The sequence below is a fragment of the Anaerobacillus sp. 63XJN7_4_ISO-PGPR-S23-413 genome (genome assembly GCF_056173725.1).
In genome coordinates this window covers 3,386,490-3,409,788 of sequence record NZ_CM149688.1, presented here as the reverse complement: position 1 = coordinate 3,409,788, position 23,299 = coordinate 3,386,490, and the positions used below count along the sequence as shown (strand labels likewise).

Here is a 23,299-nt window from a genome sequence, read left to right as displayed (position 1 = left end):
AGTCAACTGATGGAATCAAATTTTTTTAAAAATATTGGGTGGAGGCTTTAAATTGTATAGACTACTATTAGTAATTTCTTATTTATTATTCTTGATTCCCGTTTTATTCATCGCTAATTTTTTCTTGGATTTTATTACGCTCAACAAGCTGCAAGGATTGCCTATATTCTTTCCATTACTATTTTGCACAATAGGGCTCCTTTTCGCGGCGAAGGCTTTGGGTTATAAAAAGAGTGTTTTTTCAATAGCTGCTATAGTAGGAAACGGCGTCTTAATAATGTTCCCCTTTATTTATCTCTTCTTTGGCACTCTGATATTTGGCACTTGAATAAATGTGACTTGAATATAGACTTTGTTACGATGGCTAGTAGATAATAATTCAATCTTCCGTTAAATCGGAGCGTTTGTTTCATAAAAGTGAGTGCACTTTGTTATTGCTGCTGTTAGAAAGGGAGTGATGTTATTGGAAAGCGTTCCGAAGATAAGAGAACTATCGATCGATGAGGATATTAATGAACAAAGTTTTATTTCTATGCTTGATAATCTCTATAAACGAGAAGTGATTATTTATATTATTATCCCTGAATGGGAAGATGACCTTTTAGATGAGCTTTCCGATGATTTGGTAATCGTAAACAAGATTACATTCCCACTAACACTCTGTCTTCCAAGATCATACGGTTATGTAGGGTACATAAAAAATAATTCTAAACGTTATATATACGAATTGTATAAACGCTCTGATACACTTGATCATTTGCTTTTATCGGAGATTGATTTAATAGATAAATTAAGTGAAATAATTAAAAAGAATATTGATAACTTTTTCAGGGTTTTTGAATTAAATAAAATTCCTCATATAACGATCGGTTAGTGCGGTGGTTTTGCTTTTCATCAAATTGGAGAAGGTTAAATATAAGCTCGATTTTTTAAACCGAGCTCTATAATCTATTTTTTGGGGGATTGTACAGATGTTGTGTCTAGTTTCTCTTCGATTCTATTTAATTGTTCCTTTCTCTTTTTTGAAGATCGAACAAAAAATACAATAGCCACTACAATAGCAATAGGAATTAAAAATGCAAATACCTGAAAAATAATGTCACCAATATTCAAAGTTTTCTCACCTCACTTTAGAATATTATACCACCACTTATTGGTATATTTTACAAAAATATGTCTTGAAAATAATTAATCATCTTGATACCGAGTCTTCTGTTAAATCGGAGCGATGTTTGAATAACAAAGGGAAGCTCACTTTTAGAATACATTATTCTCACTGTATTAAGGATGGTTGATAAGTTTGTTAGTTGATGGAGAAGTGGTTATTGTTTTTGGAATAATATGTTACATAGCGGTGAGGGGAATATTCGCATTAAAACTTAAATACAAAAAGTCTTTTATATGGTTGAAAGAATTATTAAGAATGCTAGCTGTAATATACATATTTGTGGTTATTTCAGTAACGCTATTCCCATTGGTATTAGGTGATAACACGTACGGAATGAATTCTTTTAGGTCATTAAATTACACTCCTCTTACCTCTATATTCAGAGACATTGAACAAATAGGTACAGCTTATAATGGAGATACACTGTTTATGCTCAAGCTGATAGTGAAAAATGTTGGTGGTAACATACTATTGCTGATGCCGTTGGGATTCTTTGCTCCGATGTTATTAGATATGTACAAGAGGCTAAAGAATACACTTTTACTTGGACTTCTTGCCTCTTTATCTATAGAATGCCTACAATTTGTTGAACTTCTTTTAGGAATTGGATTGGGACGCGTAGTCGATATTGACGATGTTATTTGTAATGTACTAGGGACTGTTTTGGGTTTCCTTGTTTATAAAATGATATTTGCTAAATTGAGTAAGGCTATGACACCATCCCAACGATCAAGTGGACTAATGAATAATTGAATTTCCCTTTATTAAAGTATCTCAGAGCGATAGCTACACAGTGGTTATCCCTTAGCAATCTGGTGCAAGATTTGACGAAACGTTATTCTATTAAGGGGTGAGGTTATGGGGTTTTGGTATTTCTTAATATTATTTGTAGGAATATTTTTAGTTGTTAAGGGGCTACTTGGGAATAAAAGAAATGGCTTGGTATTGATAGGTGTCATAAGTATTGCGTTCTCAATATTTATGTTTACACCAGGAAGTGATGAAATCGTTTCAGAACTATTAAATTTTTTTGGTATAGATATATGAGTAATCTCCTACTAGGTATTTTCACTAATGGTTACAGTAATCGAGTATTGGAAGTAATATGACAATCTTCCACAAACTCGGAGCGATTATCCATTAAGAGAATCGTCTTCTACGGTGCAGAACGAAAGGGGAATAATGAATGTTTAAATGTAAAATTAACGAAGATACTGAACTTCGTTTACTAGAATTAAGGCACTCTGAAGAATTATTTCAACTCATTGATGCTTCAAGAAATAGTTTGCGTAAATGGTTACCTTGGATTGACAGTACAAAGACAGAAGATAATTCAAAGGGATTTATTGAGGGAACATTAAAGCAATTCTGTAACAATGATGGGTTCCAGGCGGGAATCTGGTATAAAGGTGAATTAGCAGGGATTGTTGGATTACATACTATTAATTGGTCACACAAATCTACTTCCTTAGGTTACTGGCTTGGAGATTCTTTTCAAGGAAAAGGATTAATGACAAAGTCTTGTCAAGAAGTCATAAATTATTGCTTTAATGAACTTAATCTCAAGCGTATAGAAATAAGAGTGGCAACTGAGAATGAAAAAAGTTTAGCCATTCCACACAGATTAGGATTCAAAAAAGAGGGCTGTCTCCAAAAATCAGAATTGCTCTACGACGAATATGTAGACCATTATGTGTTTGGTCTAATTAATGAAACTTAGAATAGGTATCTTGATTTCGAGTCTTCAAGAATCTCGGAGCAATTCTTTAATATCATAGCTTTGTAAACGTGGAATATCAATCTTCATTTATCAGACGTAATCCCCAACTGAGGAATTACGTCTTTTTTTAGAATAAGGTTGAGTATGTGGGTGTGCTTTGAAATAATTGGAATTAAGTGATAAGTTAGCAATTTTTTTATGAATGTACTTTTATTTTAATTGGAGGTTTTTTATGTTATTAGCAGCTGGATTTAATACTGGGGATGTTATATTCCAGGTTATTGCATTTCTTCTTTTAGTAGCTATACCTGTAGGGATTGTGATGCTCATCATTTTATTAAATAAGAGAGCGTCTAGACTAGGGCGAGTGGAAGCGAAGATAGATAGGTTATTAGAAGAGAAATCTGATCGAACGTAAAACTTCGATCATTACAAGATAGATTAATTTGAGATCGAGTCTTCAACAAGCTCGGAGCTTATCTAGAAGACCAGGAACGTTATTACTTAATATAAATTTACCTGAGTTCGGTGCTATTAGTCTATAGTCTTGATCAAAATTTAAAAGGAGTGATCTAACTATGGCAAAAAGCAGGTTACTCAGAATGGACAATGTCGGCATCGTTGTAGAATCCCTTGATGCCGCAATCTCATTCTTCGAGGAGATTGGCTTGAGCCTCGAAGGGCGAGCCACTGTCGAAGGTGAGTGGGCTGGTCGCGTAACAGGATTGGGTTCTCAGCGCGTAGAGATTGCTATGATGGTTACCCCAGATGGTTATAGCCGACTTGAACTTTCGCGATTTCTCACCCCACCTACTATATCAGATCACCGGACTGCTCCTGTAAATGCCCTCGGTTATCAACGCGTCATGTTCACCGTTGAAGACATTGACGAAATGGTATCAAGACTCACTAAGTATGGTGCTCAGCTCGTTGGCGAAATGGTTCAATACGAGGACTCGTATCGGCTCTGCTACATTCGTGGAATCGAAGGACTTCTAATCGGTTTGGCAGAACAACTCGGTAACAAATAAGTAAGTGAGGTATTATAAAGAGTCTTTACTGAAATATAAATTACTGAAGTGAAAATTAAAACAGACAAGCAGTGTGAAAGTAATTCGAAGAAGTAGGGAAGCAGATTCACGCGAAAACGTTATATGCCAATCCGTCTCGATTCGAAGGGAATTCTCATTCAACAAACTCGAAGCAAAACAGGAATAAAATAAACAGTTATCGTTTTAAATGTGATTAAAGCGATTCGAAATGAAATGAGGAGACATTTATAATGATTGAATTGAAACCTTTTGAACGTGCTGACTTTGATAAACTTATAAATTGGATTGAAACTCCTGAGTTCCTACTACAATGGGGAGGTCCTAATTTCACTTTTCCATTAGATGAAGATCAGCTTGGGGTTTATTTGAAGGATGCCAACAATGATGATTCTGAAGTATTAATTTATAGTGTTTTTGATAGAGAAACTGAAACAGTAATAGGACATATTTCGTTAGGTAAAATCGATAGAGGAAATAACTCTGCAAGAGTAGGAAAAGTATTAGTTGGCGATAAGAGTGTAAGAGGAAAAGGGATCGGCAAACAAATGATGACCGAAATTCTTAAAGTAGCATTTGATGAACTACATTTACATAGAGTCAGTCTTGGTGTGTTTGACTTTAATTCTTCAGCAATTGCTTGTTATGAAAAGGCTGGATTTAAAAAGGAAGGTTTACTGAGAGAATCATGGAAAATTGGTGAAGAATACTGGAGTTTATGGGAAATGAGTATTTTAGAGAAGGAGTGGCTGGAAGAAAAGTAGATTAAAGCCATACAAATCATCTTGATTTAAAGTCTTCAACAAACTCGGAGCTTTAGTTAAATAAGCCCAATATTTGTTAGTAATATCAACAAGAAACTTTAACAAAGCCTTAGAAAAAGAAGGTCGTAAACAACCATAGATAAAGGCTGTGCTTCTCTTAGACCGGATGGCTGTATAACCATAGTTCTTTCACCTGTGATTTTAGCCGTAAAATAAAGGATGTTCTGTTGTTTAGCAATAGGACTTTTCCTTATTCCGTACTTCATTTAGTGTAGTCACGAAGGGCGTTCGGTGGTACCCCTTACAGGAACAACACGAGACGAAGATTCACTTGAGGCAGGTGGTCTTTCTGCCAAAGTTAGCTGAGGTTGTACCTGTGGTAAGCATCCACCGGTTAGCCGCACGTGGCCATCGAACCACTTTCGAATAACTCCACGGAACAACATACTTTTCATACAGATTGAGATCCACCCGTCATTCAAGTGGATCTTCATCCTTTTAATGCTTCGAAAAATCGGGAAGAATGGCTTCCTCCTGAAACTCATGAAATAGACGAGTAAACATTTCTACGCTGTCTACGAATTCATAGAATCCGAATTCCCTCAATTTCGTTGTAGCAGACATTACATCATAGTCACAGTTGAAAATGAAATCTCCGAAAGCCCATAAGGCAAGCTTGTCATAAGGAATGTCCTGAAGCTGATATTTCTGTTTCATTTGATCCCATAACTCCTGCTTATCGGCCATCATCTCAGAGAGTTGAATCGGCGGCTCAGCTCCGGTGGCTTCCATATCAAAGTAGTCAGCGATTGTTTTCCAAATGTGCTCCCAGCGGAAGAAATCCCCGTTCGTCACGTTGAAAATTTCAAATGCGCACGCTTCCTCCACCGCTGCCCACTCGACACATTTAGCGAGAAGGGTTGCATCCGTTACTTGAGCAAGATAGGGGAGTGCTTTTCCCGGAAAACGAAGTGGTAGACCAAGCTCCTTGGAGATCGAAGCGTACGCACCGATGACCATCGCAAGGTTCATAGGCTTTCCAACAGAAAAGCCGCAAACGACATCCGGGCGAAGAATGGTCCAGCTCCAGCTTTTCCCTTCCTGAGCGCGGCGCATATAGTCTTCCTGGTTAAAATAGAAGTTCGGCGGCATATAACGAGCATCCGTTTCCTTCGCCGGTGTTTTAATCGGCCCAAGATGCACGCCGTAGGCTTTTGCTCCCTGCATCAATATGAGACGATCCAGGTTGTCGGCGGTTTCTTCCACGGCATTTAATGTATTTTCAAACATCGTCTGGTTGACTTCCACTTGCTTCTGCGGATCAGATTCATAGTCCTGATAAGCCGCATAAATAAAATGGGTCACTTTTGAGAACGACTCCAATTTCTTTCGGACATTTTGAGCATTCATCATATCCGCTGATATGTAGGTGATGTCCGATTCATCTTCCGGAATATGACGGGATATGCCAATGACATTCCAGTCTTCTAGTTTACTCAAGTGTTTGGCAATATAGCTTCCGATGACTCCTGTGGCTCCGGCAACCAAAGCTGTTTTTTTCTGCATATTCTGTACCTCCAAGATTAGAAAAGAATATTTTACCAATGGATAGAATCTTCCCACGACTAACTCCTTTTAAACACCTTTTCCCAGGAATGCCTTGTGGAAGAATTCATCAAATGAGTGGATCGACGTCCTTAAATTTTTAATTGTTAAAACGAACAGGAAAAAAAAGAAGATGAATTTTCTCAAACAATTAAGGGACTTAAACTTCAAAAAGATCATTATCAACTATACGTAGGAACTGCTTTTAGTGGTGATACATCAAACAATACTATCTTTACAACTCCCAGAGAATTTGAAGTAAAGTAATTAAGCTAAGAATGCGATTGTTGAATAACTCTAGCATAAACTTCCCACTTCCTGGACATAATAAAATCAAGATTACTAGATTCGTAACTTGGGGGAGTGGATTGGATGTTGTTATCGCTTGTTTTGGGAAAAGTATAATCTTGATAAGAAAATTGAAGGATATTCTCCATTAACGCTCAAGACTTACTATTTTCAGTACAATCAGCTCTTATGTCACTTTGGTAATGTTGATATGAATGTGATTACGACAAATCAGCTTAAATCATATTTATTGAAAATGGGGAGTCATTTAAAGCCTTCTAGCTTAGGGCATCGTATCCGGTGTATACGATCGTTGTTTAAATGGACTTATGATGAAGGGTTTATTCAGAAAAATCCAGCTGCTAAATTGAAAGAACCTAAGCTTGGTAAAAGGATACCAAAGTTTCTTACTGAAATAGAAATTGAACTCTTGAGAGAGGGTTGTCAGAACACGATGGAAAAAGCTTTGTTTGAATTCTTTTACTCAACTGGTTGTCGTATTGGTGAAGTTGTGAAGCTCAATCGTGAAGATATTAATTTCCATACAAATTCAGTCATTGTTCATGGAAAAGGGGACAAAGAAAGAGAAGTGTATTTTAACACACGCTGCTCAATCTGGTTGAAACGCTATCTTGATGAGCGTGGTGATCTTGATCCTTGCTTATTTATAACTGAGAGAAGGCCAAAAAGACGGATGAGTATTGACCTTATTCGCTATATCATTAAACGAATTTCTAGAAATGCAGGGCTAAAAAAAGAGATTCACCCTCATCAATTAAGACATAGCTACGCGACGCATATGATTAACAACGGTGCGCCTCTTGAGGTAATCCAAAGTTTGATGGGGCACGAGAAAAGCGAAACAACCAAATTGTACGCCCAGCTTAGTGGAAAATTAAGATACGATTTCTATACGAAGTATTTCTAAGAAGCTCATTTAAACGACCATACTTAGTATTGAGCTGACGGGCACACGTGCCATTATAATGATTCTTCAAGTCAGCAAGTTAATCTTAAAAGCACCTATTCATTTCTTTTTTTCTTCAGCAATATATAAATATAATGACATCAAACCAGCCTTCTTTCATACAATACTGTTGGGGTGGGAAAAATGCCAAGAGTGAAATACACAAGTAAAGACATCGACTTAATGGCAAGGATGATGAGAGCAGAAGCCGAGGGTGAAGGAAAGCAAGGCATGCTATATGTAGGGAATGTCATTGTGAATCGTGCAAAAGCGAATTGTTTAGATTTCCAAGATGTGAGAACTATTCCTCAAGTTATTTATCAAGTCCAGGGAGGGAATTATTCTTTTGAAGCAGTTCAAAAGGGTAATGTCTTCTACAACAGAGCAAGATCGGCTGAGAAAAGGTTAGCGAAAAAGAATTTGGATTATTGGAGAGAACACCCAGGGAAATATTCTCTATGGTATTTCAATCCATATGGTCCTTGTCCTCCTACATGGTACGGTCAGCCTTTCGCTGGTCAATATAAAAATCATTGTTATTATGAACCAGCACCTGGAACATGTGGCAGTGTCTATATTGGTGGGTGAGTCTTTTCTATTCAGAAATTAAGATATGAAAGCCTTCTTGAAAGCGGATGCTACTTGCATTCGCTTTTCATTTGTATTTTATCTAATTGAAAAAATAATTAAATGATATTTGAAGAAAGGACTGTAAATTCCTGTTATCATCAAATAAATTGATAAAAAATTAAACTCTCACCATATTAAGGCGAGAGTTTAGTTGATACTATTAAGATTTTATATAAAGAAAGTTCTCAATTATTTAATATGTTGAAGGTCATCATTTAATTTCTTTGATTCATGCTTGAAGTATAGATAGAAAGCTATCCACATCACGCTATAAAAAATGGTTGATATAATGAGGAATATAAGAATGTTTATTGCTCCACCTTCAATCCAACCGATTCCATACGCTAGGATAAAGTAAACGATTGTTACTGTGAAAAAATGTAAAGCCGTTTGCTGTGGAAGTTTTAGTGAACGAATTTCAAAGTATAGTGGTGTCACGGTAAATAGCCATCCACAGAAAATGGCACCTAAGGAGTTTGTCACAAAAAGGCTTGAATCAAGTGTCGTTTGTTCTCCGAAAAAGATCACAGCGTACGTCAGCAAAACAGCCAGGAATCCCCCGAAAAATAGTCCTATCATACTTCTAAATAGAAATGTTTTCATTTATTTGTTCCTCCTATTCATTTTTAGAACGTCTTTCAATTTTCCTACATAGTGTCTTGAAGCATATTCTTTTTTGCCAGAGTGGAAGTGTACAGCAAGTGTTCCGTTAAAAGATGGCTCAAAATGATTGATTTCGTGCAGATTAGCAATAACGGATTTGGAGAGGCGTATAAATGTACTAAATGGAAGACTCTCTTCTAGCTCATATAATTTCTCCTTCACTTTAAAAACACCTTCGGAAGTTGTCGCCATGACCTGATCCCCCTCTGAATGGAAGTAGTGCACATGATTTGGTTTTATAATGTGCTGCTGCTCGCCTTTTTTTCCTACAATGAACTCTGTTTTTTGTGTATTAAGATAATCGAGTATCTCTTTTATTGAATCATCCACTTCTTTGCAGTGAATCGTAACGCTAGTTTCTCGATACTTCCCGTCAACGTCGAGTGAAATTTTCACTTGTTCACGTCCTTCCTTTTGCGTCCTTCTTATGGTTAGTATAGATCTGGAAAAGGTGGATGTCATTAGAATGAAGGTAAGGGGTCATTACTTGCGGATCAGATGCATCTGGCGACGTTTCTCTTACGTTGCAATGACGGAGGTTGCTAAGAACAATTTAAGCTGCTAAAAGAAATGATTGCCAGTAAGATACTGTTTTGAAATAATTGGGAGTGAGGAAATAAAGTGCGGAGGTTAATCAAGATGGGACATATTGTAGCAGCGATTTATGTAACGTTAGGTTTTTTATTATTTTCGTTTGCTTATTTTGATGGGTTTTATGTGACTTGGTTTGATGAGCTTGGTATTAGCATTATTGTATTTGGTATCGCTTTGCACCTAGTTATTTTCATAAGAGAAGATGAAAAGAAGAGAACCTACCATCAAAAGCGAGAAAAGGAAGAAGAAGTTGATGAAGAATTTTAACCGTTTTATAGTTAACGAGCAAGGAGGAGATCGTTGAAAAGACCTATAGGTGTTTCACTCATAAGTTATTTCTATTTATTTGGAGCTGTTGTTTTACTAGTAACGTCAGTCTTTTATGATCCGAATGCGAATTCTATCGGAATGGCAGATCGAGTTGGATTACCGTATGCACCGGAAAGGTTAGTGAGAGTAGGTATCGCTTTTCTTTCTTTAGGGATGATTTATGGATATATGAGGTTGAAAAAGTGGGGATTCTGGATGATGATTACTTATTCCATTGTTTTCGGATTCATTAGTTCAATCCTTGTTTCGAATCAATCTCAGCAACCCTTTTTCGGGAATATGCTTTTTTCAGTGGTTGTAATAGTTTATACCATATATGTTAGAAAAAATTTTCTGCAAACGTACGATCAGGGCGAGTAAGTTAAGGAACAATAAAAATGATGTGAATAAGCTAAATAGAGTGGGTGGAAATAACGGATCAACTTCAAGTACAAAACGAGTAATTAAGAGAGATTTTAAAAAAATAAAAGAAGTAGATTAGCAGATATTAATCTTATCTTGAGTAGTTCATTTTTAGCTGAAAAAGGGTAGATGATGCTATAAATGAATGTTAAAGAGAGAGGGTATGGTGCATGCCGAAATGTAAGAATTGTGGTTATCAATTTAAGTGGATGGAGATGACAAAGAATACAATTGGAATGAAGCAGTTTATTTCAGGGATAACATGTCCAAACTGTCAGGCACCTCATTATTCTCAATTAAGAAGATCTCGCTATATTCCTTTCTTTATTCTTTTTCATATTTATTTGATGTTCTTTCTTTTTTATAGCGAGAAATTCACAGTGTCTTTGTTTATTGGAGGTGTTGTCGTTTTCTTGCTATTATTGATCTTCCTCTTTCCATATATGATTACTTTGAAATATGGGAAACAACCGGATTTATATTGAATACGTTTATAGGGTTGCAACATTAGCCTGTTTTTTGATGGAGGAGTTATAAAAATTGCTTGTGATGGGCCGATTTAAAGGTGAATAGAAACGGACATAAAGACACAATTCTTTTTAAAGAGAAAGGGCTCACCTTCTTATGTGATAAGGTGACCCCATCTAATCAGTTCTTCGCTTTTTTGTTCGCTCGATCTTCTTCCTCAGTTTCGAGCATGCCGTAATCACCATTCATCGCCTGTTCATCTAAATCCGCACCATATTCATTCGTAAATTTGTTTCTATTGTTTTGATTTATTTCGCTTTTGCTTGGTGTCTTTTTGTCCATGATATTCACCTCCACTGAATAGGTTGGCTAATCATGGAAAAAGTATACCTATTAAATGAGCCGGATAACCACTATTTCTGAAACATTTCACACACTTGTCCGTATGAAAGAAATAACCATTTTATGGAGGTGGTAGGAGTGTTCGGAGAAAAATCAACTTGTAGTATTTGTAAAAAAGAAATCAAAGGAAATGATGTTGTCTATGTTAAGATGCGATATCCTTCACATAAAGGTATGACGGAAATCAAAGCATTTCTGAAAAACGAAGGTACGTTCATTTGTGAGACTTGTTTTAAAAACAACTAAGATTAAAAAAAGCGCCTCGCCCTTATAGAAAAGGGTGAGGCGCTTTTGGGCGACATCCATTATTGATAATTAATGATCGCTGGATTTGGATCAAGTTGCAACACTTCGGATGGGGTTAGAACCGGTTTATCTTTGTTATAGAAAATTTTAAATCCGCCGTATTGAACAGGCTCATTTCGAACAAATTTACGGTAAAGCGACATTTTCGTTCCATAGTCGCCGTATCCGTCAAAGTTTAGAGCAACCTCTACGTTATCTGTTGGCTTGATTGCCTGTTTGTTCGTCACAGCGTGATCAGTGAACTGGTGGACGAGAACAATCTTATCAGGTAGATCATTATCTTCAACAAATTTAGATACATAGTCGACAACTTCCTGTACTTCTGAGCCATCCACACTACCTAGATCGATACCTGGTGTTTGACCTTCTTCTACGTGGAACTCCGTATCGATGGCAACATGAACGTAAGGAAGCTTAAGCCATTTTTCAAGAAGCTTCACTTGATGAAGAGCAGTGTCACGACCAAGCTGAACATCTAGCATTAAAATGGCATTATGTTTCTTAGCAAGCTCTGCGTATTCGTCAATATCCTCTTCTGAGGTCATATGATAATATTTTCCATTCGGTCCTGGATCGCGCTGAGCAATCGTTGTGATTAACTCAATTGTTGGAATCGCTGGCCGGTTTGGATCAGCATCGGAATAAGCTTGTGTTTGTTCTTTTAATTTCGTCATCAGGGCTTCAGGTTCCATCTCACCGAGAATGCCCATTTGAGTGGAGTTCGGTTGACCATAGTAAGCAACAAGGCGGTAATCTTTTAGAATACCATCCGTTTCATCAGTTGTGCCTTCCATTAGCGTTTCGCCAACGGGTGTTTTTCTTGTGCGGTCTTCACCGTGGGCTTCAACGACAGGCATTTTCGCTAATTCTTCTTCGGTCATGGTTTCATCAAGCGGTTTAGCGTCCTCAGAAGGCTCCATGGCTTTGAAAGGTTGAGGAGTCTCTTCTTTTTTTTCCGTCTTTTCTTCGTTTTCTTTGTTTTCATCTTCATTCGTTGCTTGCTGATCAGCTTGTTCGTCAGTTTGCTCGTTTGTTGAGGCGGTGTTCGAACATGCGGTAACTAAAGCTACTAAAGCAACGAGAAGGAAAAGGAATAGCTTCCTCATGATATTCACTTCCTTATGTAAGTTAATGAGATTCATAGTTTTGTCAAAACGACCTTCTCATTCTAACACATCCCGAGTAAAACCGAACGAATAGACAGGTAATAAGGTGAAATGAGGTAATCAGTACTATATTTCATATCGAAAGCGATCATTTACAAAGAAAAGCTGCCGTCCTTTTAAATGGATGGCAGCTTTAAAGATGTTGACAGGTGAAACAATTTTACATGTAGAGGTTCATTCAGTTTAGTCAATGGAACGCACGTACTCAGCGATTGCGGCAACTTCGCCTTCTTCGAATTGAGGTTTTGTTTCATATTCATGGCGTTCAATAGCGTCGTCGATGGTTTTAGCACTTCCATCGTGTAAATAAGGCGCTGTTGCAAAGACGCCAAGTAGCGTTGGAACATCAAACTGAGAAGGTGTTCTAGTATAAGGAAACCTTCATTTTATGTAAATCCTTTATTAACAATTGATTGAAAAGTCAGTGCTGTTTTGGAAAATGCGTTGAAATGCCAAAAAGCAGTGGAACGAGTTCCACTGCTTTTTGGGTATTTATTGTGTTTTATTTCTAATATAATCTCGTATCATTCGTCTGTGGCTTCCAACCATCAGCTCTGGAAGATGGTCTGAAGAGAAGTATCCTAAAGCTATACTTTCTTCAGTGTGGGTGAGATCTCCAGCATACTCATTTGTAACATAAGCCGTAGTGACAGAGTAGAATTCATCACCGTTATCTGCTTTCGTGAAAAATTCTTCACCAGAATAGAGTTTAAAAAGAGTGAGCTTTTGGATTGTTAAACCCGTTTCTTCAAAAGACTCTCTTACGGCTGTTTCTTCCGTTGATTCTCCTGGTTCCATCAATCCACCCGGTAACCCCCAGCGTTTTTGTTTTTCGTTACGCTGTTGGAGTAGAATTTCTCCATTTTCGTTTAAGATTATTGCGACGGCCCCGACTAAGATCAGTGGCCGATGACCAACAACGTCACGCAATTCCTTCACATAATTCATGCCTATCGCTCCTTTTCTTCCTATTATAAAGGAAGATCTCTTTTCGCAAAGATCATGATGGCAAGGGCATAAAGGACGGTACCTAGTAAGAATAGGAACGTCATTGATGGCCAGATTTCAACAGAACCTCTGGCAATCTCAACTGGCCGAAATGTTGAAAAGAGTGAGAGATTCACCATCCAATCGAGTTGATCGCTCATTTTCCCGATTAAATCCATTCCATAGAAGACGATGGTGAGTAATCCAGAAAGTCCTAGTGCCTGTCGCTCATCATTTAATAAGGAAGAGAATAGAAACGAGTAGGCTGAGATGACGTAGAACAAAAGAATACCGACGAGATTAACCTTCATAAACGTCATGGCTTCAAACGGCTTATCATCAATTAATATTTCTGTTCCAATGACTCCTGCAAGAGCAGTTGTTAATCCGATAATAAGAAGTCCGGTGAGCAGCACAAGAGATTGAGTGAACGCAATTTTCTTTCGTGAGTTTGGTGTTGCGAGAATGTAAGCCATTGATCCTCTTTCAATGTGACGAGCCATTAGCTGTGAAGCTGTCATTAAGCAAAAAATCGATAAAATGACTATATACAGTAATCCATAATATTCCCCTGCAATAAAGTCACTTACATGCTGAAATCCACCTTCCATTCCAAATGCAGCTAGAAAGCTTTCGGGCATAGACTCCATTAATTCATTCAAACCAGGTGCATCTGCAATCGAAGGGTAGATGCCGATGATAAGAAGCAGGTAAAGTGCAGAGCCAATTGCATAGCTAGAGATGGACTTGGCATGGACTTTTAGCATCCTAGCATAGAGTGTCATATTCATGATTTCTCTGCCTCCCTGTCGTAATAAGTAAGAAAGACTTCTTCAAGGTTTTGTTCATGAATATCAATGTTCCGAATCTGATAATCTCCTAAAGCAGTAATAAATTGATTGTAGTCACCTTGAACCGCTATTTCTGCGCGGTTATCTATGACTGATATGACCTCGAGGTTACTTTCTTTGATACGCTTTGCTTCTGCTTCAGTAGCAAACGTAACATCAAAAAGACGACGCTGCTTTTGCTGCAGATCATGAATATTCTCGACGACAACAATTTTTCCATCTTTAATGATCGCAGCTCTGTCACACGTTCGTTCAATTTCGGAGAAGCTATGAGAAGACATTAGGAATGTAGTGCCTTTCTCTTTCTGCTCCATTACAATTTCAATGAAAATTCGCTGCATGAGCGGGTCAAGACCAGAGGTTGGTTCGTCTAATATAATAACTTCAGGTTCATGCATAAAAGCAGCTACGATCCCCACTTTTTGTTTCATTCCTTTGGACATTTTACGAATAGGAGTTTTTACATCGAATTGAAGTCTATCAATTAGCTGATCACGGTATGTGGTGTTTTTTAGATCTCTCATTCCGCCAACTAATTGAAGGAAACCGATGCCATCCATTCCATCTAGAAAGGCTATTTCACCAGGGAGGTATCCGATCTTCCTCTGGATTTTGGCAGCATCTTTCCACGTATTCACTCCATCTATCGTAGCCGTGCCTTTTGAAGGCTTCATGAATCCCATTAAGTGACGTATCGTTGTCGATTTACCAGCACCGTTTGGGCCGAGAAATCCAAATACTTCGCCTCTAGGAATAGAGAACGTAACATCGAAAATTCCTTTTCCGTTTGGAAATTGCTTTGTTAACCCGTTTAATTCGATCATTGAGGTGCCCCCTCGGCTGATTTTTGAACTATATTATATTATATATTTCATTTTTATCATAAATGACTCTATAATAATAAGCAACATTTATTGAACTCATATTTAATATAAAGTTCAATAAGTGATATACTAATAATGGTGATGAGAATGAATGGATTTGAATTACGTAAACAACAGAAGCGCAAAGATATAGTGGCGTCAGCTTTTACGTTATTTAACGAAGAAGGTATAAAAAAGGTAAAGATTAGTGACATTGCTCGTTTTGCTAATGTCTCTCAGGTCACGATTTATAATCATTTTACGAGTAAGGAAGAGCTTGTAAGAGCGGTGCTAAAAGACTATATGAACAATCAATTTAAAGCTTTTAAAGAAGTAGTTCAGCAGGAGCATTCTTTCGCTGAAGTGATTGAATTGATTATTTTTGAAAAGCATAAGGCAGTCCAAAGCCTTAATCCATCGCTTCTAGCAGAAATGTTAACGACAGATGAAGAGCTGAAGGATTACGTGGATTATTTTTATCGGACACAGACACTTCCGTTATTTGTGCAACTCTTAGAAAAGGCACGTGAACGAGGAGAAATTAATGCTTCGCTTTCGATGGAGTCGATTATGCTATATCTCAATGCCTTAAAGACAGAGGTGCAGCGCATTCCAGCCGAAACATGGTCAGAGCGAAAGGACTTTCTCGACGATGTTCTTCAACTATTCTTTTATGGTTTAAGTGGTGGTCCAGTTTCAAGTAGGAATGAATCTGAATAATCATTCATAAACTGAAATGTGTGTAAATTTTCACAAAATTTTAATAGTTTGTTAATTTATCTAACACACACCTGTTGTATAATGAAACCATACAGAGGGAAAGTTGGTGAATTTTGTTGAAAAAGCTGAAAAAGTTAACCTTTAAACAGCTCGTTGATCAAAATAAAGCAGAACTTCTTAAAAATGAAAAAGAATTAGCTGAAATAGAAAAACGTATTGATAATAGACACGTTTAATTCAAAGGAAACAGTCGTCAATCGGCTGTTTTTTTGCATGAATTAGAATCATATTTGTTGCTTCTCCCTGTGCTAAACTATAGAAAGGAGGCGGTCGGATGGCGAAATTAGTAAGTTTGAATGTAGGGAAACCTATTGAAACGCGCTACAAAGGGAAGTTGATCTCTACAGGCATATACAAACAACCAGTGAGTGAATCAGTTTATGTATCTAAATTACAAGTAGAAGGAGATGGGCAAGCGGATCTTGTTCATCACGGAGGATCAGAGAAAGCCATTTGTGTTTATCCCTTGGAGCATTATGCCTATTGGGAAGAACGTTTAAGATGTGAACTGAAGGCTGGTGCATTTGGTGAGAATTTTACAGTAGTTGGAATGGATGAGACAGAAGCTCGTATCGGTGATATTTATCGAATTGGTGAGATTCAAGTACAGGTTAGCTTACCGAGGCAGCCATGCTTTAAACTCGCGAAGAAGTTTGAAGATGATAACATGCACTTATTTGTGATGGAAAATGGATACAGTGGTTATTATCTCCGAGTGTTAGAAGAAGGTGAAGTTAAAGCCGGGGATGAAATAACCCTTGAGAGTCGTCCAGATCATGATGTAACTGTTGCTTTAGTCAATCGCGTTACGTACAATGATCGAAAAGATCGCGCTGGGCTCGAAAAGGTATTACTTGCAAAAGAACTGAATGAAAACTGGTATAACAAGCTAAGTAAACAGTTGAGCGCGCTTTAAGTTGCGCGCCATTATTTTTTAGCCATTCTATAATAAAAGACGATCAGCATAATAATCGTAACGAAAGTAACGGTGTATTTAACAATCTGCATCAGTTCCATTGATTTCTCCTCAAATAAAAGCTGGAACCGAGTGGATCCAGCTTATCTGTAAGTTAAACAACTTTTTCTTTTAATGCTTTCCCAGGTTTAAAAGCAGGTGTCTTTGAAGCTTGAATGAGAATTTCTTCACCAGTTTGCGGGTTGCGTCCTTTTCGGGCAGAACGTTCCCTTACTTCAAAATTACCAAATCCTACAAGCTGCACTTTTTCCCCTTTCGCAAGTGCCTCAGCAATCGTATCCATTAACGTGTCTACCACTCTTGCAGTATCTTTCTTTGACATTTCCGATCTTTCCGCAACTGTCGTTAGAAGTTCCGCTTTATTCACTGAGTTTCATCCTTTCTAAATTTGCTAGTTTCAATGCTATGGCACTATTTTCGCCAGTACATCAGTGATTTATACATCGTGAATAAAAGAATATAAAAAAGAGACTCTTAACGAATCTCCAGTGATTATAGGATATTAATAGTTGGATAGTTGTTTGTACTCTTTTTGAAGGTCCGTCAGTGTACATTGATACAGATGGTGGTCAGCGGTGGAATAGGCTCCTGCCTCAATAAGCTTCGAAATGTAGTAATTTCTACGTTGCTCTAGTGCTTTTCTGAGCTGATTGGTTTCCATGAGCACATCCTCCTTAACGATTTTTTATTCCCAGTATGTCCTGGGGCTATGCATTTTAATCAAAATTAGATGTGACAGATTGGACAAAGGACATGTAGGATTCTTAGAGCGCCTTATACATAATTGAAGCTTTTTATAGAAATGAGATGATGAGCAATGAATGAGGAGCAAATTATTTGTGCAATTGAAGCCATTCAATGGGATTACGAAGAAGCTCTTGTACCTGAATCTATTCACTATATTCAAAAAGATGACCTAGTGATGATCAAAAATGATAAATCAGCAAGCGTCTATGCGAATAAGGTTGTTCGCTTCAGTCGAACTCTTAACGAGGTTGAAGAAGCGATAGCGTATTTTCAGAACAGTCCCTTCTCCTGGTAGATCCAAACAAGTTCTGAGTCTAGTGAACTCGAAAAAAAGCTTATTAAATTGGGGATGAAGCACGCAGATACATACGTTGGTTTAGCAAAGGAACTAACAGAAGAAATTCCGTCATCATCAGAATATATCCATAAGGAAGTGACAACGAAAGAAGACGTTCTTGGGCATGTAGAGACCGCAGGGAAGGTTTGGGGTTATGACAATCAGGCGATGCAAGCTGCTATTAATGAAAGAGCTTCTTATCTTCAGTTCGCTGAGCGAAGAGGAGGCTATACGCTCTTACTAGACGGAAAGTATCCAATCGGTTATTCAAATTATCGCTATAGTAAGGATGGGAAAGCTCTTTATTTAAATGGAGCAGCGGTTCTGCCTGAATATAGAGGGAAAGGGATTTACAAAAACATGCTGAAGGCACGTTTATATAAAGCGAGTCAAAGAGGATGCGAGATAGCGGTGACGCAAGCGAGAGTCGGTACTTCTGAACCTATTCTACGAAAGCTGGGGTTTAGGGAGTATGCGGAGTATAAGCAATATATCCGAGAATAGAAGCGCAAACAGTAGCCAACCTTTTGTGAAGATGCTGTAAATCTCATTGTGTTTCTGTAAAAAGGTAGGATTGCGAAGAGAGAATCTGGAATACTCAACGTGAAGAATTAATCCTTCGCCTTCTTAAACTTCCGTTAAAAAGGAGCTGTTCTGTTGTTGAAAACCTTTGTTCTAGACACCAATATTCTTTTGCATGATGCTCATTCCCTATTTCGATTTGGTGACAATCACGTTGTGGTTCCAGCGATTGTGATTGAAGAAATCGATTCTAAGAAGCGGTTGATGAATGAGGTAGGTCGTAATGCACGAGAATTTAGCAGAATGTACAAAAAACTGCGAGATAAAAACAAAGGCAAGCTCGATGAACCGATTCCATTTGAATCTGGAGGAACATTTCGAATTGAGTTAAATCATCGCTCTTTTGATAAACTACGAAATGAGTTTAGTGAAGATTCCAATGATAATCGCATTATTGCAGTATCGATTAACTTAAGCGCGGATGATATAGGAGATGTCGTTCTTGTTTCAAATGATATGTTAATGATCGCGAAAGCAGATGCCTTAAAAAAATCACTTGAGTTACCATCTTTTTTTCCTGAACTATATGAAAATGATCGTCTTATTGAGCACGTCGATCGTCTTCATAGAGGCTATCATGAAATTCTAGTGCCTCCTGAAATCATTGACTCTCTTTATAAGAGCGGCGAACTCTCTATGAATATTCTGCGTGAGTATATGAACACAGAAGTTTATAGTCAAGATTTTATCCTTTTAAAAGATATTTTTGGAAGTAGTCATTCTGGGATTGGAAGAGTATTAATTCGAAATCAGAAAGTAGTAATTCAAGGCCTAAACCGAGAAAGTGAACATATTTGGGGAATCCTCCCAAAAAACGTGCAGCAGCGTATGTTAATGGAACAGTTGATGGATAAAAGTGTTTCACTTGTTTGTGCAACTGGAAAGGCGGGAACGGGGAAAACGCTTCTTGCACTTGCTGCAGGACTTAGTCAGACGGAAGACGAGCAGCATTATCAAAAGCTACTTGTTTCAAAGCCCGTGGTACCAGTTGGAAATGATATCGGCTTTTTACCTGGTGAGAAAGAAGAGAAGCTTAGACCCTGGATTCAACCAATCTATGATAATCTAGAATTTTTATTTGATGCCAGTAATGAAGAAGAGTTAACAAACATTTTAACTGGCTTGAGGACGCTAAAAGTCGAAGCGTTAACGTACATAAGAGGGAGGAGCATCCCTCATCAATTTGTGATTATTGATGAAGCTCAAAACTTATCTCCACATGAAGTGAAAACGATTTTAACAAGAGTAGGCGAGGGAACGAAGATTGTTCTAATTGGGGACCCCGAACAGATTGATCATCCTTACCTCGATTCAGTGAACAATGGTTTAACGTATGCTGTTGAACGGCTAAAGCAGGAAGATGAGGTAGGAATTGTCCACTTAACGAGTACAGAGCGAAGTAAGCTTGCTGAAATAGCTGCTCGACTTCTTTAAGTAGTACGAAGGGATGATATCCTCAAAAAATAAAATGGGAAATTAGACCATATGGAACTAGACAAACCGATCTTTTCTATCAGATAATTCAGTTAAAAGAGAGGGGCGCTAAACATGAGTGATGTTAGATTAATACCATTCGAGGTTAATGCAGTCGTTCAAGAAGCAGGAATTCTTCCAGATGGGATTGAAATGATTCAAGCACCAGCGGTATGGGAAGAATCTGAAAAAGGAAAAGGACGAATCATTGCGGTAGTAGACACAGGTTGTCAAATTGATCATCCTGATCTTCAATCACGTATTATTGGAGGTAAGAACTTTACGCAAGATTTCGGTGGAGATGCAGATCGTTATGATGATAATAATGGTCACGGTACGCATGTCGCCGGAACGATTGCAGCAACGAACGGAGAAAAAGGGGTTCAAGGTGTTGCCCCAGATTCAAAGCTCTTGATCGTTAAAGTACTGAATGAAGCAGGAAGTGGTTCATATCAATCTATCATTAATGGGATTCGGTATGCCATCGATTGGAAGGGGACAGAAGGTGAACGGGTAAATGTGATCTCGATGTCGCTCGGTGGACCATCTGATGTACCAGAACTTCACGATGTTATTAAAGATGCCGTGAATCAAAATATTTCAGTTGTGTGCGCCGCTGGTAATGAAGGAGACGATAGAGAAGACACATCTGAATTTGCTTATCCAGGTGCCTATAATGAAGTAATTGAAGTAGGAGCGGCCTCTTTCCAACGCACGCTCGCTCCATTTTCCAATACGAATAATGAGATTGACTTAATTGCACCAGGTGTAGATATTCTTTCAACTTATCCTGGTAGTGAATATGCTGTTCTTTCTGGAACCTCAATGGCTGCTCCGCACGTATCAGGGGCACTGGCACTTCTCATGAATGTTTCTGAGAAGGAATTTAAGCGCACGCTTAGTGAAGCTGAAATTTATTCACAGCTTATCAAGAGAACCGTGCCTATCGGTTGTACAAAGCAAGCTGAAGGAAATGGCCTTCTCGCTTTAAATTTTATGAATCAGCTCGAATCGCTCTTTAATATTTATACAACCGCGTGGGATCAAACTGAAGTGAAATCAGAAAAAGTAACGAAATAACTTCACAAGTAAAGTGAAATCAATATTATCATTTACATCACAAATCGTAGTGCGAATTAAGATTCGCACTACGATTTGTGTGTTATATAAATATGTTGGTGCATGATATTTCCAATCTAAGGTGGTGAATCAGGTTCAAAAGAAGTGGACTTGAGAAAAAGTATGTAAAAGGATTCACTATGCAACAAAGCATTCATTTTTGATGTGAGCTAGGAGGATCTTCATAAGGTTAATGATATTTTCCTAGTTCTTATTAGGTACACACCCATGATAGATGCATAGGATAATTTATACATTGTGAAGGGATTGAGAAACTATGTACTATGATCCTTCTGTGCATCCTTATCATCACTATCAACGTCCGCCAACTTATAACGAGGAGAGACAGCCTGGTTACGAACCTTTGCCTCAATTGACAAAGCAAGGTCTTGCATCTCCATCTTCTAACAATGCTGGAAGTAGGGAATTCAAAGATTATGGACCGAAACCATTTGTCGCTAATATTAATGAAGCAACGAAGCAAAACGATACCTTTCGCACAGCTTTATGGACAGGTGAACATTTACAATTAACGTTAATGAGTATCGATGTTGGTGAAGACATTGGTTTGGAAATGCACCCGAACCTTGACCAATTTTTGCGAATTGAACAAGGGCAGGGAAAGGTGCAAATGGGGAAACGTAAAGATTCTTTGAATTATGAACGAGAGGTTTATGATGATTATGCTGTATTTATACCCGCTGGCACATGGCACAATCTCACAAATACTGGAGATGTTCCGATTAAGCTTTACTCGATCTATGCTCCACCTAATCATCCTTTTGGAACGGTTCATGAGACAAAAGAAGATGCTATAGCGGCGGAAGAAGGCGAGCGTAATCGAAACTCAGCTGTGTTTGGCAAAACGCCAGATGAATGGGTGAAATACACGGAATTCTTAGTAAATGAAGGGTTGGAAGATGTCGAAAGAGGTATAAATGCAACACACATTCTTCAAGAGTTTATTCTAATGGGAGTGCTGGTTGGAAAGGGTTACTCTCCTGAAAAAGCCTATGAAATAGTGGAAGATTGGGAGCGAACTGGACAGTCCAAACTTCTTCAACAAAGTAAGAACATGTAGAAAATAGCTTAAGAAAATGAACAAGATGCTCTACGGTCGTAGATTGATCAGGGTTCGAATTGTTTAACAGAAATTTTTCACCCCAGAAGAGCTTAAAAAGGATTAGCTCTTCTGAGGTGAAACCATATTTGTGCTAATTGGAAGTTTAACTTCAAAAGGAGTCATCACTTTCTTTCGTGTTTTGTGGGTCATCCGTTCTATTTGCTTCTTGTATCTTTATTTTTTCAAGTTGTTCGATCATATGCTTGTAGTCTAGCTGGCTAATATTAGGGTAATGATTGATTTTTCTTTTAATGTCATCTAACTCAGTAGGGAGTTTATTTCGACTGTTATTTGAAAACATAGCCGCAACGGTTCCTGTAATAACACCGATCGTTCCAATTCCGACCATCATTAATACCGCAGCAACCAGTTTGCCTGCAGTTGTTTCAGGATAGAGGTCTCCATACCCCACCGTAGTAGTAGTCACAACTGCCCACCAGAGGGCATCACCATATGTCTCAAATTCTGGTTCAATCCATTTCATCGAAAGCGCTGAAATGAAGAGGAGTGAGATAACATAGACAAACGCACGATCAATTTTATATTTGGTTAGAAAGAGTTCAAAAACAGACGTGCGGTGATTAATAAGTGCGACTAATCGAATCACCCGTATAAAGCGGACGAGTCTTGCGGTCCGAAACAATTGATCGAGCGGAATAATAGCAATCAAATCCAGCGGATGTTGTTTGATAAAAGTCCATTTGTGATCACTTAAAAAAAGCCGCGTCGCATAATCAAGTAAGAATAAAATCCAAATAAAAAAATCGAGCGCTGCGCCTTCGGGATCGGGTAAATCAATGACGAGTGAAAAAATAAGGAGAAGGGCGAGCACAAATTCATAAATCAATCCTAGAGACTGCTTTTGCAATGGATCACCTTCTTTTGTCTATTTATCACTATTTCGCTATCAAGAAGAATCTCCCTGCAAAAAAAGAAGTC

The 23,299-nt window shown here is 38.0% G+C and carries 33 protein-coding genes and 1 pseudogene; 21 read left to right on the top strand and 13 right to left on the bottom strand.

Annotated features, from left to right (window positions below):
* Window positions 1–463 precede the first annotated feature (463 nt).
* Window positions 464–874: a hypothetical protein gene (locus AC0VYO_RS17890; protein WP_475367923.1), complete on the top strand. Its 411-nt coding sequence runs from the start codon at window positions 464–466 to the stop codon at window positions 872–874.
* 74 nt (window positions 875–948) lie between these two features.
* Here the strand turns inward: AC0VYO_RS17890 and AC0VYO_RS17885 are convergent, their stop codons facing one another.
* Window positions 949–1,113: a DUF4083 family protein gene (locus AC0VYO_RS17885; RefSeq protein WP_475367922.1), complete on the bottom strand. Its 165-nt coding sequence runs from the start codon at window positions 1,111–1,113 to the stop codon at window positions 949–951.
* 187 nt (window positions 1,114–1,300) lie between these two features.
* Here AC0VYO_RS17885 and AC0VYO_RS17880 point away from each other — a divergent pair, with 187 nt between their 5' ends.
* From AC0VYO_RS17880 to AC0VYO_RS17855, 6 genes are all read left to right on the top strand, one after another.
* Window positions 1,301–1,921 (top strand): VanZ family protein, encoded by a 621-nt coding sequence (locus AC0VYO_RS17880; protein ID WP_475365781.1) that lies wholly within the window; start codon window positions 1,301–1,303, stop codon window positions 1,919–1,921.
* Window positions 1,922–2,026: 105 nt separating this feature from the next.
* Window positions 2,027–2,215, top strand: a complete 189-nt coding sequence (locus AC0VYO_RS17875; protein ID WP_475365780.1) for a hypothetical protein — start codon at window positions 2,027–2,029, stop codon at window positions 2,213–2,215.
* 139 nt (window positions 2,216–2,354) lie between these two features.
* Window positions 2,355–2,888 carry a GNAT family N-acetyltransferase gene (locus AC0VYO_RS17870; protein WP_475367921.1) on the top strand — a complete coding sequence of 178 codons (534 nt, stop codon included), beginning with the start codon at window positions 2,355–2,357 and terminating at the stop codon, window positions 2,886–2,888.
* A gap of 232 nt (window positions 2,889–3,120) precedes the next feature.
* Window positions 3,121–3,306: a hypothetical protein gene (locus tag AC0VYO_RS17865; RefSeq protein ID WP_303533611.1), complete on the top strand. Its 186-nt coding sequence runs from the start codon at window positions 3,121–3,123 to the stop codon at window positions 3,304–3,306.
* Window positions 3,307–3,466: 160 nt separating this feature from the next.
* Window positions 3,467–3,919 (top strand): VOC family protein, encoded by a 453-nt coding sequence (locus AC0VYO_RS17860; RefSeq protein WP_475367920.1) that lies wholly within the window; start codon window positions 3,467–3,469, stop codon window positions 3,917–3,919.
* A gap of 251 nt (window positions 3,920–4,170) precedes the next feature.
* On the top strand, window positions 4,171–4,701 hold the full coding sequence (locus AC0VYO_RS17855; RefSeq protein ID WP_475367919.1) for a GNAT family N-acetyltransferase: 531 nt from the start codon (window positions 4,171–4,173) through the stop codon (window positions 4,699–4,701).
* Between the two features lie 498 nt (window positions 4,702–5,199).
* Here the strand turns inward: AC0VYO_RS17855 and AC0VYO_RS17850 are convergent, their stop codons facing one another.
* Entirely contained in the window at window positions 5,200–6,267 is a 1,068-nt protein-coding gene (locus AC0VYO_RS17850; protein WP_475367918.1) for an SDR family oxidoreductase, read from the bottom strand.
* A 424-nt stretch (window positions 6,268–6,691) separates the two neighbouring features.
* On the opposite strand from AC0VYO_RS17850, the gene AC0VYO_RS17845 reads away from it, so the two are divergent.
* Together AC0VYO_RS17845 and AC0VYO_RS17840 are read left to right on the top strand one after the other, a co-directional pair.
* Window positions 6,692–7,522 carry a tyrosine-type recombinase/integrase gene (locus tag AC0VYO_RS17845; RefSeq protein ID WP_475367917.1) on the top strand — a complete coding sequence of 277 codons (831 nt, stop codon included), beginning with the start codon at window positions 6,692–6,694 and terminating at the stop codon, window positions 7,520–7,522.
* A 183-nt stretch (window positions 7,523–7,705) separates the two neighbouring features.
* Window positions 7,706–8,149 (top strand): cell wall hydrolase, encoded by a 444-nt coding sequence (locus AC0VYO_RS17840; protein WP_194218924.1) that lies wholly within the window; start codon window positions 7,706–7,708, stop codon window positions 8,147–8,149.
* Window positions 8,150–8,380: 231 nt separating this feature from the next.
* Here AC0VYO_RS17840 and AC0VYO_RS17835 read toward each other — a convergent pair whose 3' ends face one another.
* Both AC0VYO_RS17835 and AC0VYO_RS17830 read right to left on the bottom strand, forming a co-directional pair.
* Window positions 8,381–8,794 carry a DUF3021 domain-containing protein gene (locus AC0VYO_RS17835; RefSeq protein ID WP_475367916.1) on the bottom strand — a complete coding sequence of 138 codons (414 nt, stop codon included), beginning with the start codon at window positions 8,792–8,794 and terminating at the stop codon, window positions 8,381–8,383.
* Complete coding sequence (locus AC0VYO_RS17830) at window positions 8,795–9,250, bottom strand: LytTR family DNA-binding domain-containing protein (protein WP_430241114.1); 456 nt, start codon at window positions 9,248–9,250, stop codon at window positions 8,795–8,797.
* Window positions 9,251–9,493: 243 nt separating this feature from the next.
* Between AC0VYO_RS17830 and AC0VYO_RS17825 the strand changes: the two genes are divergently transcribed.
* From AC0VYO_RS17825 to AC0VYO_RS17815, 3 genes are all read left to right on the top strand, one after another.
* A complete protein-coding gene (locus tag AC0VYO_RS17825; protein WP_430241112.1) occupies window positions 9,494–9,715 on the top strand; it encodes a hypothetical protein in 222 nt (73 codons plus the stop codon).
* A 33-nt stretch (window positions 9,716–9,748) separates the two neighbouring features.
* Window positions 9,749–10,138, top strand: a complete 390-nt coding sequence (locus AC0VYO_RS17820) for a hypothetical protein (RefSeq protein ID WP_475367915.1) — start codon at window positions 9,749–9,751, stop codon at window positions 10,136–10,138.
* A 212-nt stretch (window positions 10,139–10,350) separates the two neighbouring features.
* On the top strand, window positions 10,351–10,665 hold the full coding sequence (locus AC0VYO_RS17815) for a TIGR04104 family putative zinc finger protein (RefSeq protein ID WP_283153710.1): 315 nt from the start codon (window positions 10,351–10,353) through the stop codon (window positions 10,663–10,665).
* 163 nt (window positions 10,666–10,828) lie between these two features.
* On the opposite strand, the gene AC0VYO_RS17810 is transcribed toward AC0VYO_RS17815, so the two are convergent.
* Window positions 10,829–10,990 carry a DUF4021 domain-containing protein gene (locus tag AC0VYO_RS17810; protein ID WP_194218936.1) on the bottom strand — a complete coding sequence of 54 codons (162 nt, stop codon included), beginning with the start codon at window positions 10,988–10,990 and terminating at the stop codon, window positions 10,829–10,831.
* Between the two features lie 138 nt (window positions 10,991–11,128).
* Between AC0VYO_RS17810 and AC0VYO_RS17805 the strand changes: the two genes are divergently transcribed.
* Window positions 11,129–11,296, top strand: a complete 168-nt coding sequence (locus AC0VYO_RS17805) for a Fe3+ hydroxamate ABC transporter substrate-binding protein (RefSeq protein WP_475367914.1) — start codon at window positions 11,129–11,131, stop codon at window positions 11,294–11,296.
* 59 nt (window positions 11,297–11,355) lie between these two features.
* Here the strand turns inward: AC0VYO_RS17805 and AC0VYO_RS17800 are convergent, their stop codons facing one another.
* The 5 genes and pseudogenes from AC0VYO_RS17800 to AC0VYO_RS17780 form a co-directional block, all read right to left on the bottom strand.
* Window positions 11,356–12,462 (bottom strand): hypothetical protein, encoded by a 1,107-nt coding sequence (locus AC0VYO_RS17800; protein ID WP_430241107.1) that lies wholly within the window; start codon window positions 12,460–12,462, stop codon window positions 11,356–11,358.
* Window positions 12,463–12,705: 243 nt separating this feature from the next.
* Window positions 12,706–12,903, bottom strand: a pseudogene (locus AC0VYO_RS17795) (c-type cytochrome); the annotation flags it as partial.
* Window positions 12,904–13,014: 111 nt separating this feature from the next.
* Window positions 13,015–13,470, bottom strand: a complete 456-nt coding sequence (locus tag AC0VYO_RS17790; RefSeq protein ID WP_226615137.1) for an NUDIX hydrolase — start codon at window positions 13,468–13,470, stop codon at window positions 13,015–13,017.
* 23 nt (window positions 13,471–13,493) lie between these two features.
* Window positions 13,494–14,300: an ABC transporter permease subunit gene (locus tag AC0VYO_RS17785; protein WP_475367913.1), complete on the bottom strand. Its 807-nt coding sequence runs from the start codon at window positions 14,298–14,300 to the stop codon at window positions 13,494–13,496.
* Window positions 14,297–15,184, bottom strand: coding sequence for an ABC transporter ATP-binding protein (locus tag AC0VYO_RS17780; protein ID WP_475365756.1), 888 nt, complete (start codon window positions 15,182–15,184; stop codon window positions 14,297–14,299). Before AC0VYO_RS17780 ends, AC0VYO_RS17785 begins: the two co-directional genes overlap by 4 nt.
* Window positions 15,185–15,331: 147 nt before the next feature.
* Between AC0VYO_RS17780 and AC0VYO_RS17775 the strand changes: the two genes are divergently transcribed.
* From AC0VYO_RS17775 to AC0VYO_RS17765, 3 genes are all read left to right on the top strand, one after another.
* Window positions 15,332–15,943 carry a TetR/AcrR family transcriptional regulator gene (locus AC0VYO_RS17775; protein WP_475367912.1) on the top strand — a complete coding sequence of 204 codons (612 nt, stop codon included), beginning with the start codon at window positions 15,332–15,334 and terminating at the stop codon, window positions 15,941–15,943.
* Between the two features lie 116 nt (window positions 15,944–16,059).
* Complete coding sequence (locus AC0VYO_RS17770) at window positions 16,060–16,179, top strand: FbpB family small basic protein (RefSeq protein WP_370314259.1); 120 nt, start codon at window positions 16,060–16,062, stop codon at window positions 16,177–16,179.
* A 98-nt stretch (window positions 16,180–16,277) separates the two neighbouring features.
* Window positions 16,278–16,919: an MOSC domain-containing protein gene (locus AC0VYO_RS17765; protein ID WP_475367911.1), complete on the top strand. Its 642-nt coding sequence runs from the start codon at window positions 16,278–16,280 to the stop codon at window positions 16,917–16,919.
* Window positions 16,920–17,073: 154 nt separating this feature from the next.
* Here the strand turns inward: AC0VYO_RS17765 and AC0VYO_RS17760 are convergent, their stop codons facing one another.
* Window positions 17,074–17,346, bottom strand: a complete 273-nt coding sequence (locus AC0VYO_RS17760; protein WP_226615133.1) for an HU family DNA-binding protein — start codon at window positions 17,344–17,346, stop codon at window positions 17,074–17,076.
* A gap of 135 nt (window positions 17,347–17,481) precedes the next feature.
* Window positions 17,482–17,640: a Fur-regulated basic protein FbpA gene (locus AC0VYO_RS17755; protein ID WP_194218945.1), complete on the bottom strand. Its 159-nt coding sequence runs from the start codon at window positions 17,638–17,640 to the stop codon at window positions 17,482–17,484.
* Between the two features lie 156 nt (window positions 17,641–17,796).
* Here AC0VYO_RS17755 and AC0VYO_RS17750 point away from each other — a divergent pair, with 156 nt between their 5' ends.
* The 5 genes from AC0VYO_RS17750 (at window position 17,797) to AC0VYO_RS17730 (ending at window position 22,318) form a co-directional block, all read left to right on the top strand.
* The gene (locus AC0VYO_RS17750; protein ID WP_475367910.1) at window positions 17,797–18,021 is read left to right on the top strand and encodes a hypothetical protein; all 225 of its coding nucleotides are present in this window, start codon (window positions 17,797–17,799) and stop codon (window positions 18,019–18,021) included.
* A gap of 54 nt (window positions 18,022–18,075) precedes the next feature.
* Window positions 18,076–18,567 carry a GNAT family N-acetyltransferase gene (locus AC0VYO_RS17745; protein ID WP_475367909.1) on the top strand — a complete coding sequence of 164 codons (492 nt, stop codon included), beginning with the start codon at window positions 18,076–18,078 and terminating at the stop codon, window positions 18,565–18,567.
* A 150-nt stretch (window positions 18,568–18,717) separates the two neighbouring features.
* Window positions 18,718–20,079: a PhoH family protein gene (locus AC0VYO_RS17740; RefSeq protein ID WP_475369071.1), complete on the top strand. Its 1,362-nt coding sequence runs from the start codon at window positions 18,718–18,720 to the stop codon at window positions 20,077–20,079.
* A 114-nt stretch (window positions 20,080–20,193) separates the two neighbouring features.
* Complete coding sequence (locus AC0VYO_RS17735; protein WP_283153713.1) at window positions 20,194–21,198, top strand: S8 family peptidase; 1,005 nt, start codon at window positions 20,194–20,196, stop codon at window positions 21,196–21,198.
* A 316-nt stretch (window positions 21,199–21,514) separates the two neighbouring features.
* Window positions 21,515–22,318 carry a cupin domain-containing protein gene (locus AC0VYO_RS17730; RefSeq protein ID WP_475365752.1) on the top strand — a complete coding sequence of 268 codons (804 nt, stop codon included), beginning with the start codon at window positions 21,515–21,517 and terminating at the stop codon, window positions 22,316–22,318.
* Window positions 22,319–22,469: 151 nt separating this feature from the next.
* Here AC0VYO_RS17730 and AC0VYO_RS17725 read toward each other — a convergent pair whose 3' ends face one another.
* On the bottom strand, window positions 22,470–23,228 hold the full coding sequence (locus AC0VYO_RS17725; RefSeq protein ID WP_430241094.1) for a potassium channel family protein: 759 nt from the start codon (window positions 23,226–23,228) through the stop codon (window positions 22,470–22,472).
* Window positions 23,229–23,299: the final 71 nt, after the last annotated feature.

Bases quoted from the DNA above. Each gene is read 5' to 3' on its own strand.
- AC0VYO_RS17745 (WP_475367909.1), top strand. From the start codon at position 18,076: ATGAAGCACGCAGATACATACGTTGGTTTAGCAAAGGAACTAACAGAA.
- AC0VYO_RS17835 (WP_475367916.1), bottom strand. From the start codon at position 8,794: ATGAAAACATTTCTATTTAGAAGTATGATAGGACTATTTTTCGGGGGA.
- AC0VYO_RS17850 (WP_475367918.1), bottom strand. From the start codon at position 6,267: ATGCAGAAAAAAACAGCTTTGGTTGCCGGAGCCACAGGAGTCATCGGA.
- AC0VYO_RS17755 (WP_194218945.1), bottom strand. From the start codon at position 17,640: ATGGAAACCAATCAGCTCAGAAAAGCACTAGAGCAACGTAGAAATTAC.
- AC0VYO_RS17865 (WP_303533611.1), top strand. From the start codon at position 3,121: ATGTTATTAGCAGCTGGATTTAATACTGGGGATGTTATATTCCAGGTT.
- AC0VYO_RS17810 (WP_194218936.1), bottom strand. From the start codon at position 10,990: ATGGACAAAAAGACACCAAGCAAAAGCGAAATAAATCAAAACAATAGA.
- AC0VYO_RS17855 (WP_475367919.1), top strand. From the start codon at position 4,171: ATGATTGAATTGAAACCTTTTGAACGTGCTGACTTTGATAAACTTATA.
- AC0VYO_RS17870 (WP_475367921.1), top strand. From the start codon at position 2,355: ATGTTTAAATGTAAAATTAACGAAGATACTGAACTTCGTTTACTAGAA.
- AC0VYO_RS17815 (WP_283153710.1), top strand. From the start codon at position 10,351: ATGCCGAAATGTAAGAATTGTGGTTATCAATTTAAGTGGATGGAGATG.
- AC0VYO_RS17790 (WP_226615137.1), bottom strand. From the start codon at position 13,470: ATGAATTATGTGAAGGAATTGCGTGACGTTGTTGGTCATCGGCCACTG.
- AC0VYO_RS17775 (WP_475367912.1), top strand. From the start codon at position 15,332: ATGAATGGATTTGAATTACGTAAACAACAGAAGCGCAAAGATATAGTG.
- AC0VYO_RS17860 (WP_475367920.1), top strand. From the start codon at position 3,467: ATGGCAAAAAGCAGGTTACTCAGAATGGACAATGTCGGCATCGTTGTA.
- AC0VYO_RS17840 (WP_194218924.1), top strand. From the start codon at position 7,706: ATGCCAAGAGTGAAATACACAAGTAAAGACATCGACTTAATGGCAAGG.
- AC0VYO_RS17785 (WP_475367913.1), bottom strand. From the start codon at position 14,300: ATGAATATGACACTCTATGCTAGGATGCTAAAAGTCCATGCCAAGTCC.
- AC0VYO_RS17765 (WP_475367911.1), top strand. From the start codon at position 16,278: ATGGCGAAATTAGTAAGTTTGAATGTAGGGAAACCTATTGAAACGCGC.
- AC0VYO_RS17875 (WP_475365780.1), top strand. From the start codon at position 2,027: ATGGGGTTTTGGTATTTCTTAATATTATTTGTAGGAATATTTTTAGTT.
- AC0VYO_RS17730 (WP_475365752.1), top strand. From the start codon at position 21,515: ATGTACTATGATCCTTCTGTGCATCCTTATCATCACTATCAACGTCCG.
- AC0VYO_RS17750 (WP_475367910.1), top strand. From the start codon at position 17,797: ATGAATGAGGAGCAAATTATTTGTGCAATTGAAGCCATTCAATGGGAT.
- AC0VYO_RS17800 (WP_430241107.1), bottom strand. From the start codon at position 12,462: ATGAGGAAGCTATTCCTTTTCCTTCTCGTTGCTTTAGTAGCTTTAGTT.
- AC0VYO_RS17780 (WP_475365756.1), bottom strand. From the start codon at position 15,184: ATGATCGAATTAAACGGGTTAACAAAGCAATTTCCAAACGGAAAAGGA.
- AC0VYO_RS17735 (WP_283153713.1), top strand. From the start codon at position 20,194: ATGAGTGATGTTAGATTAATACCATTCGAGGTTAATGCAGTCGTTCAA.
- AC0VYO_RS17825 (WP_430241112.1), top strand. From the start codon at position 9,494: ATGGGACATATTGTAGCAGCGATTTATGTAACGTTAGGTTTTTTATTA.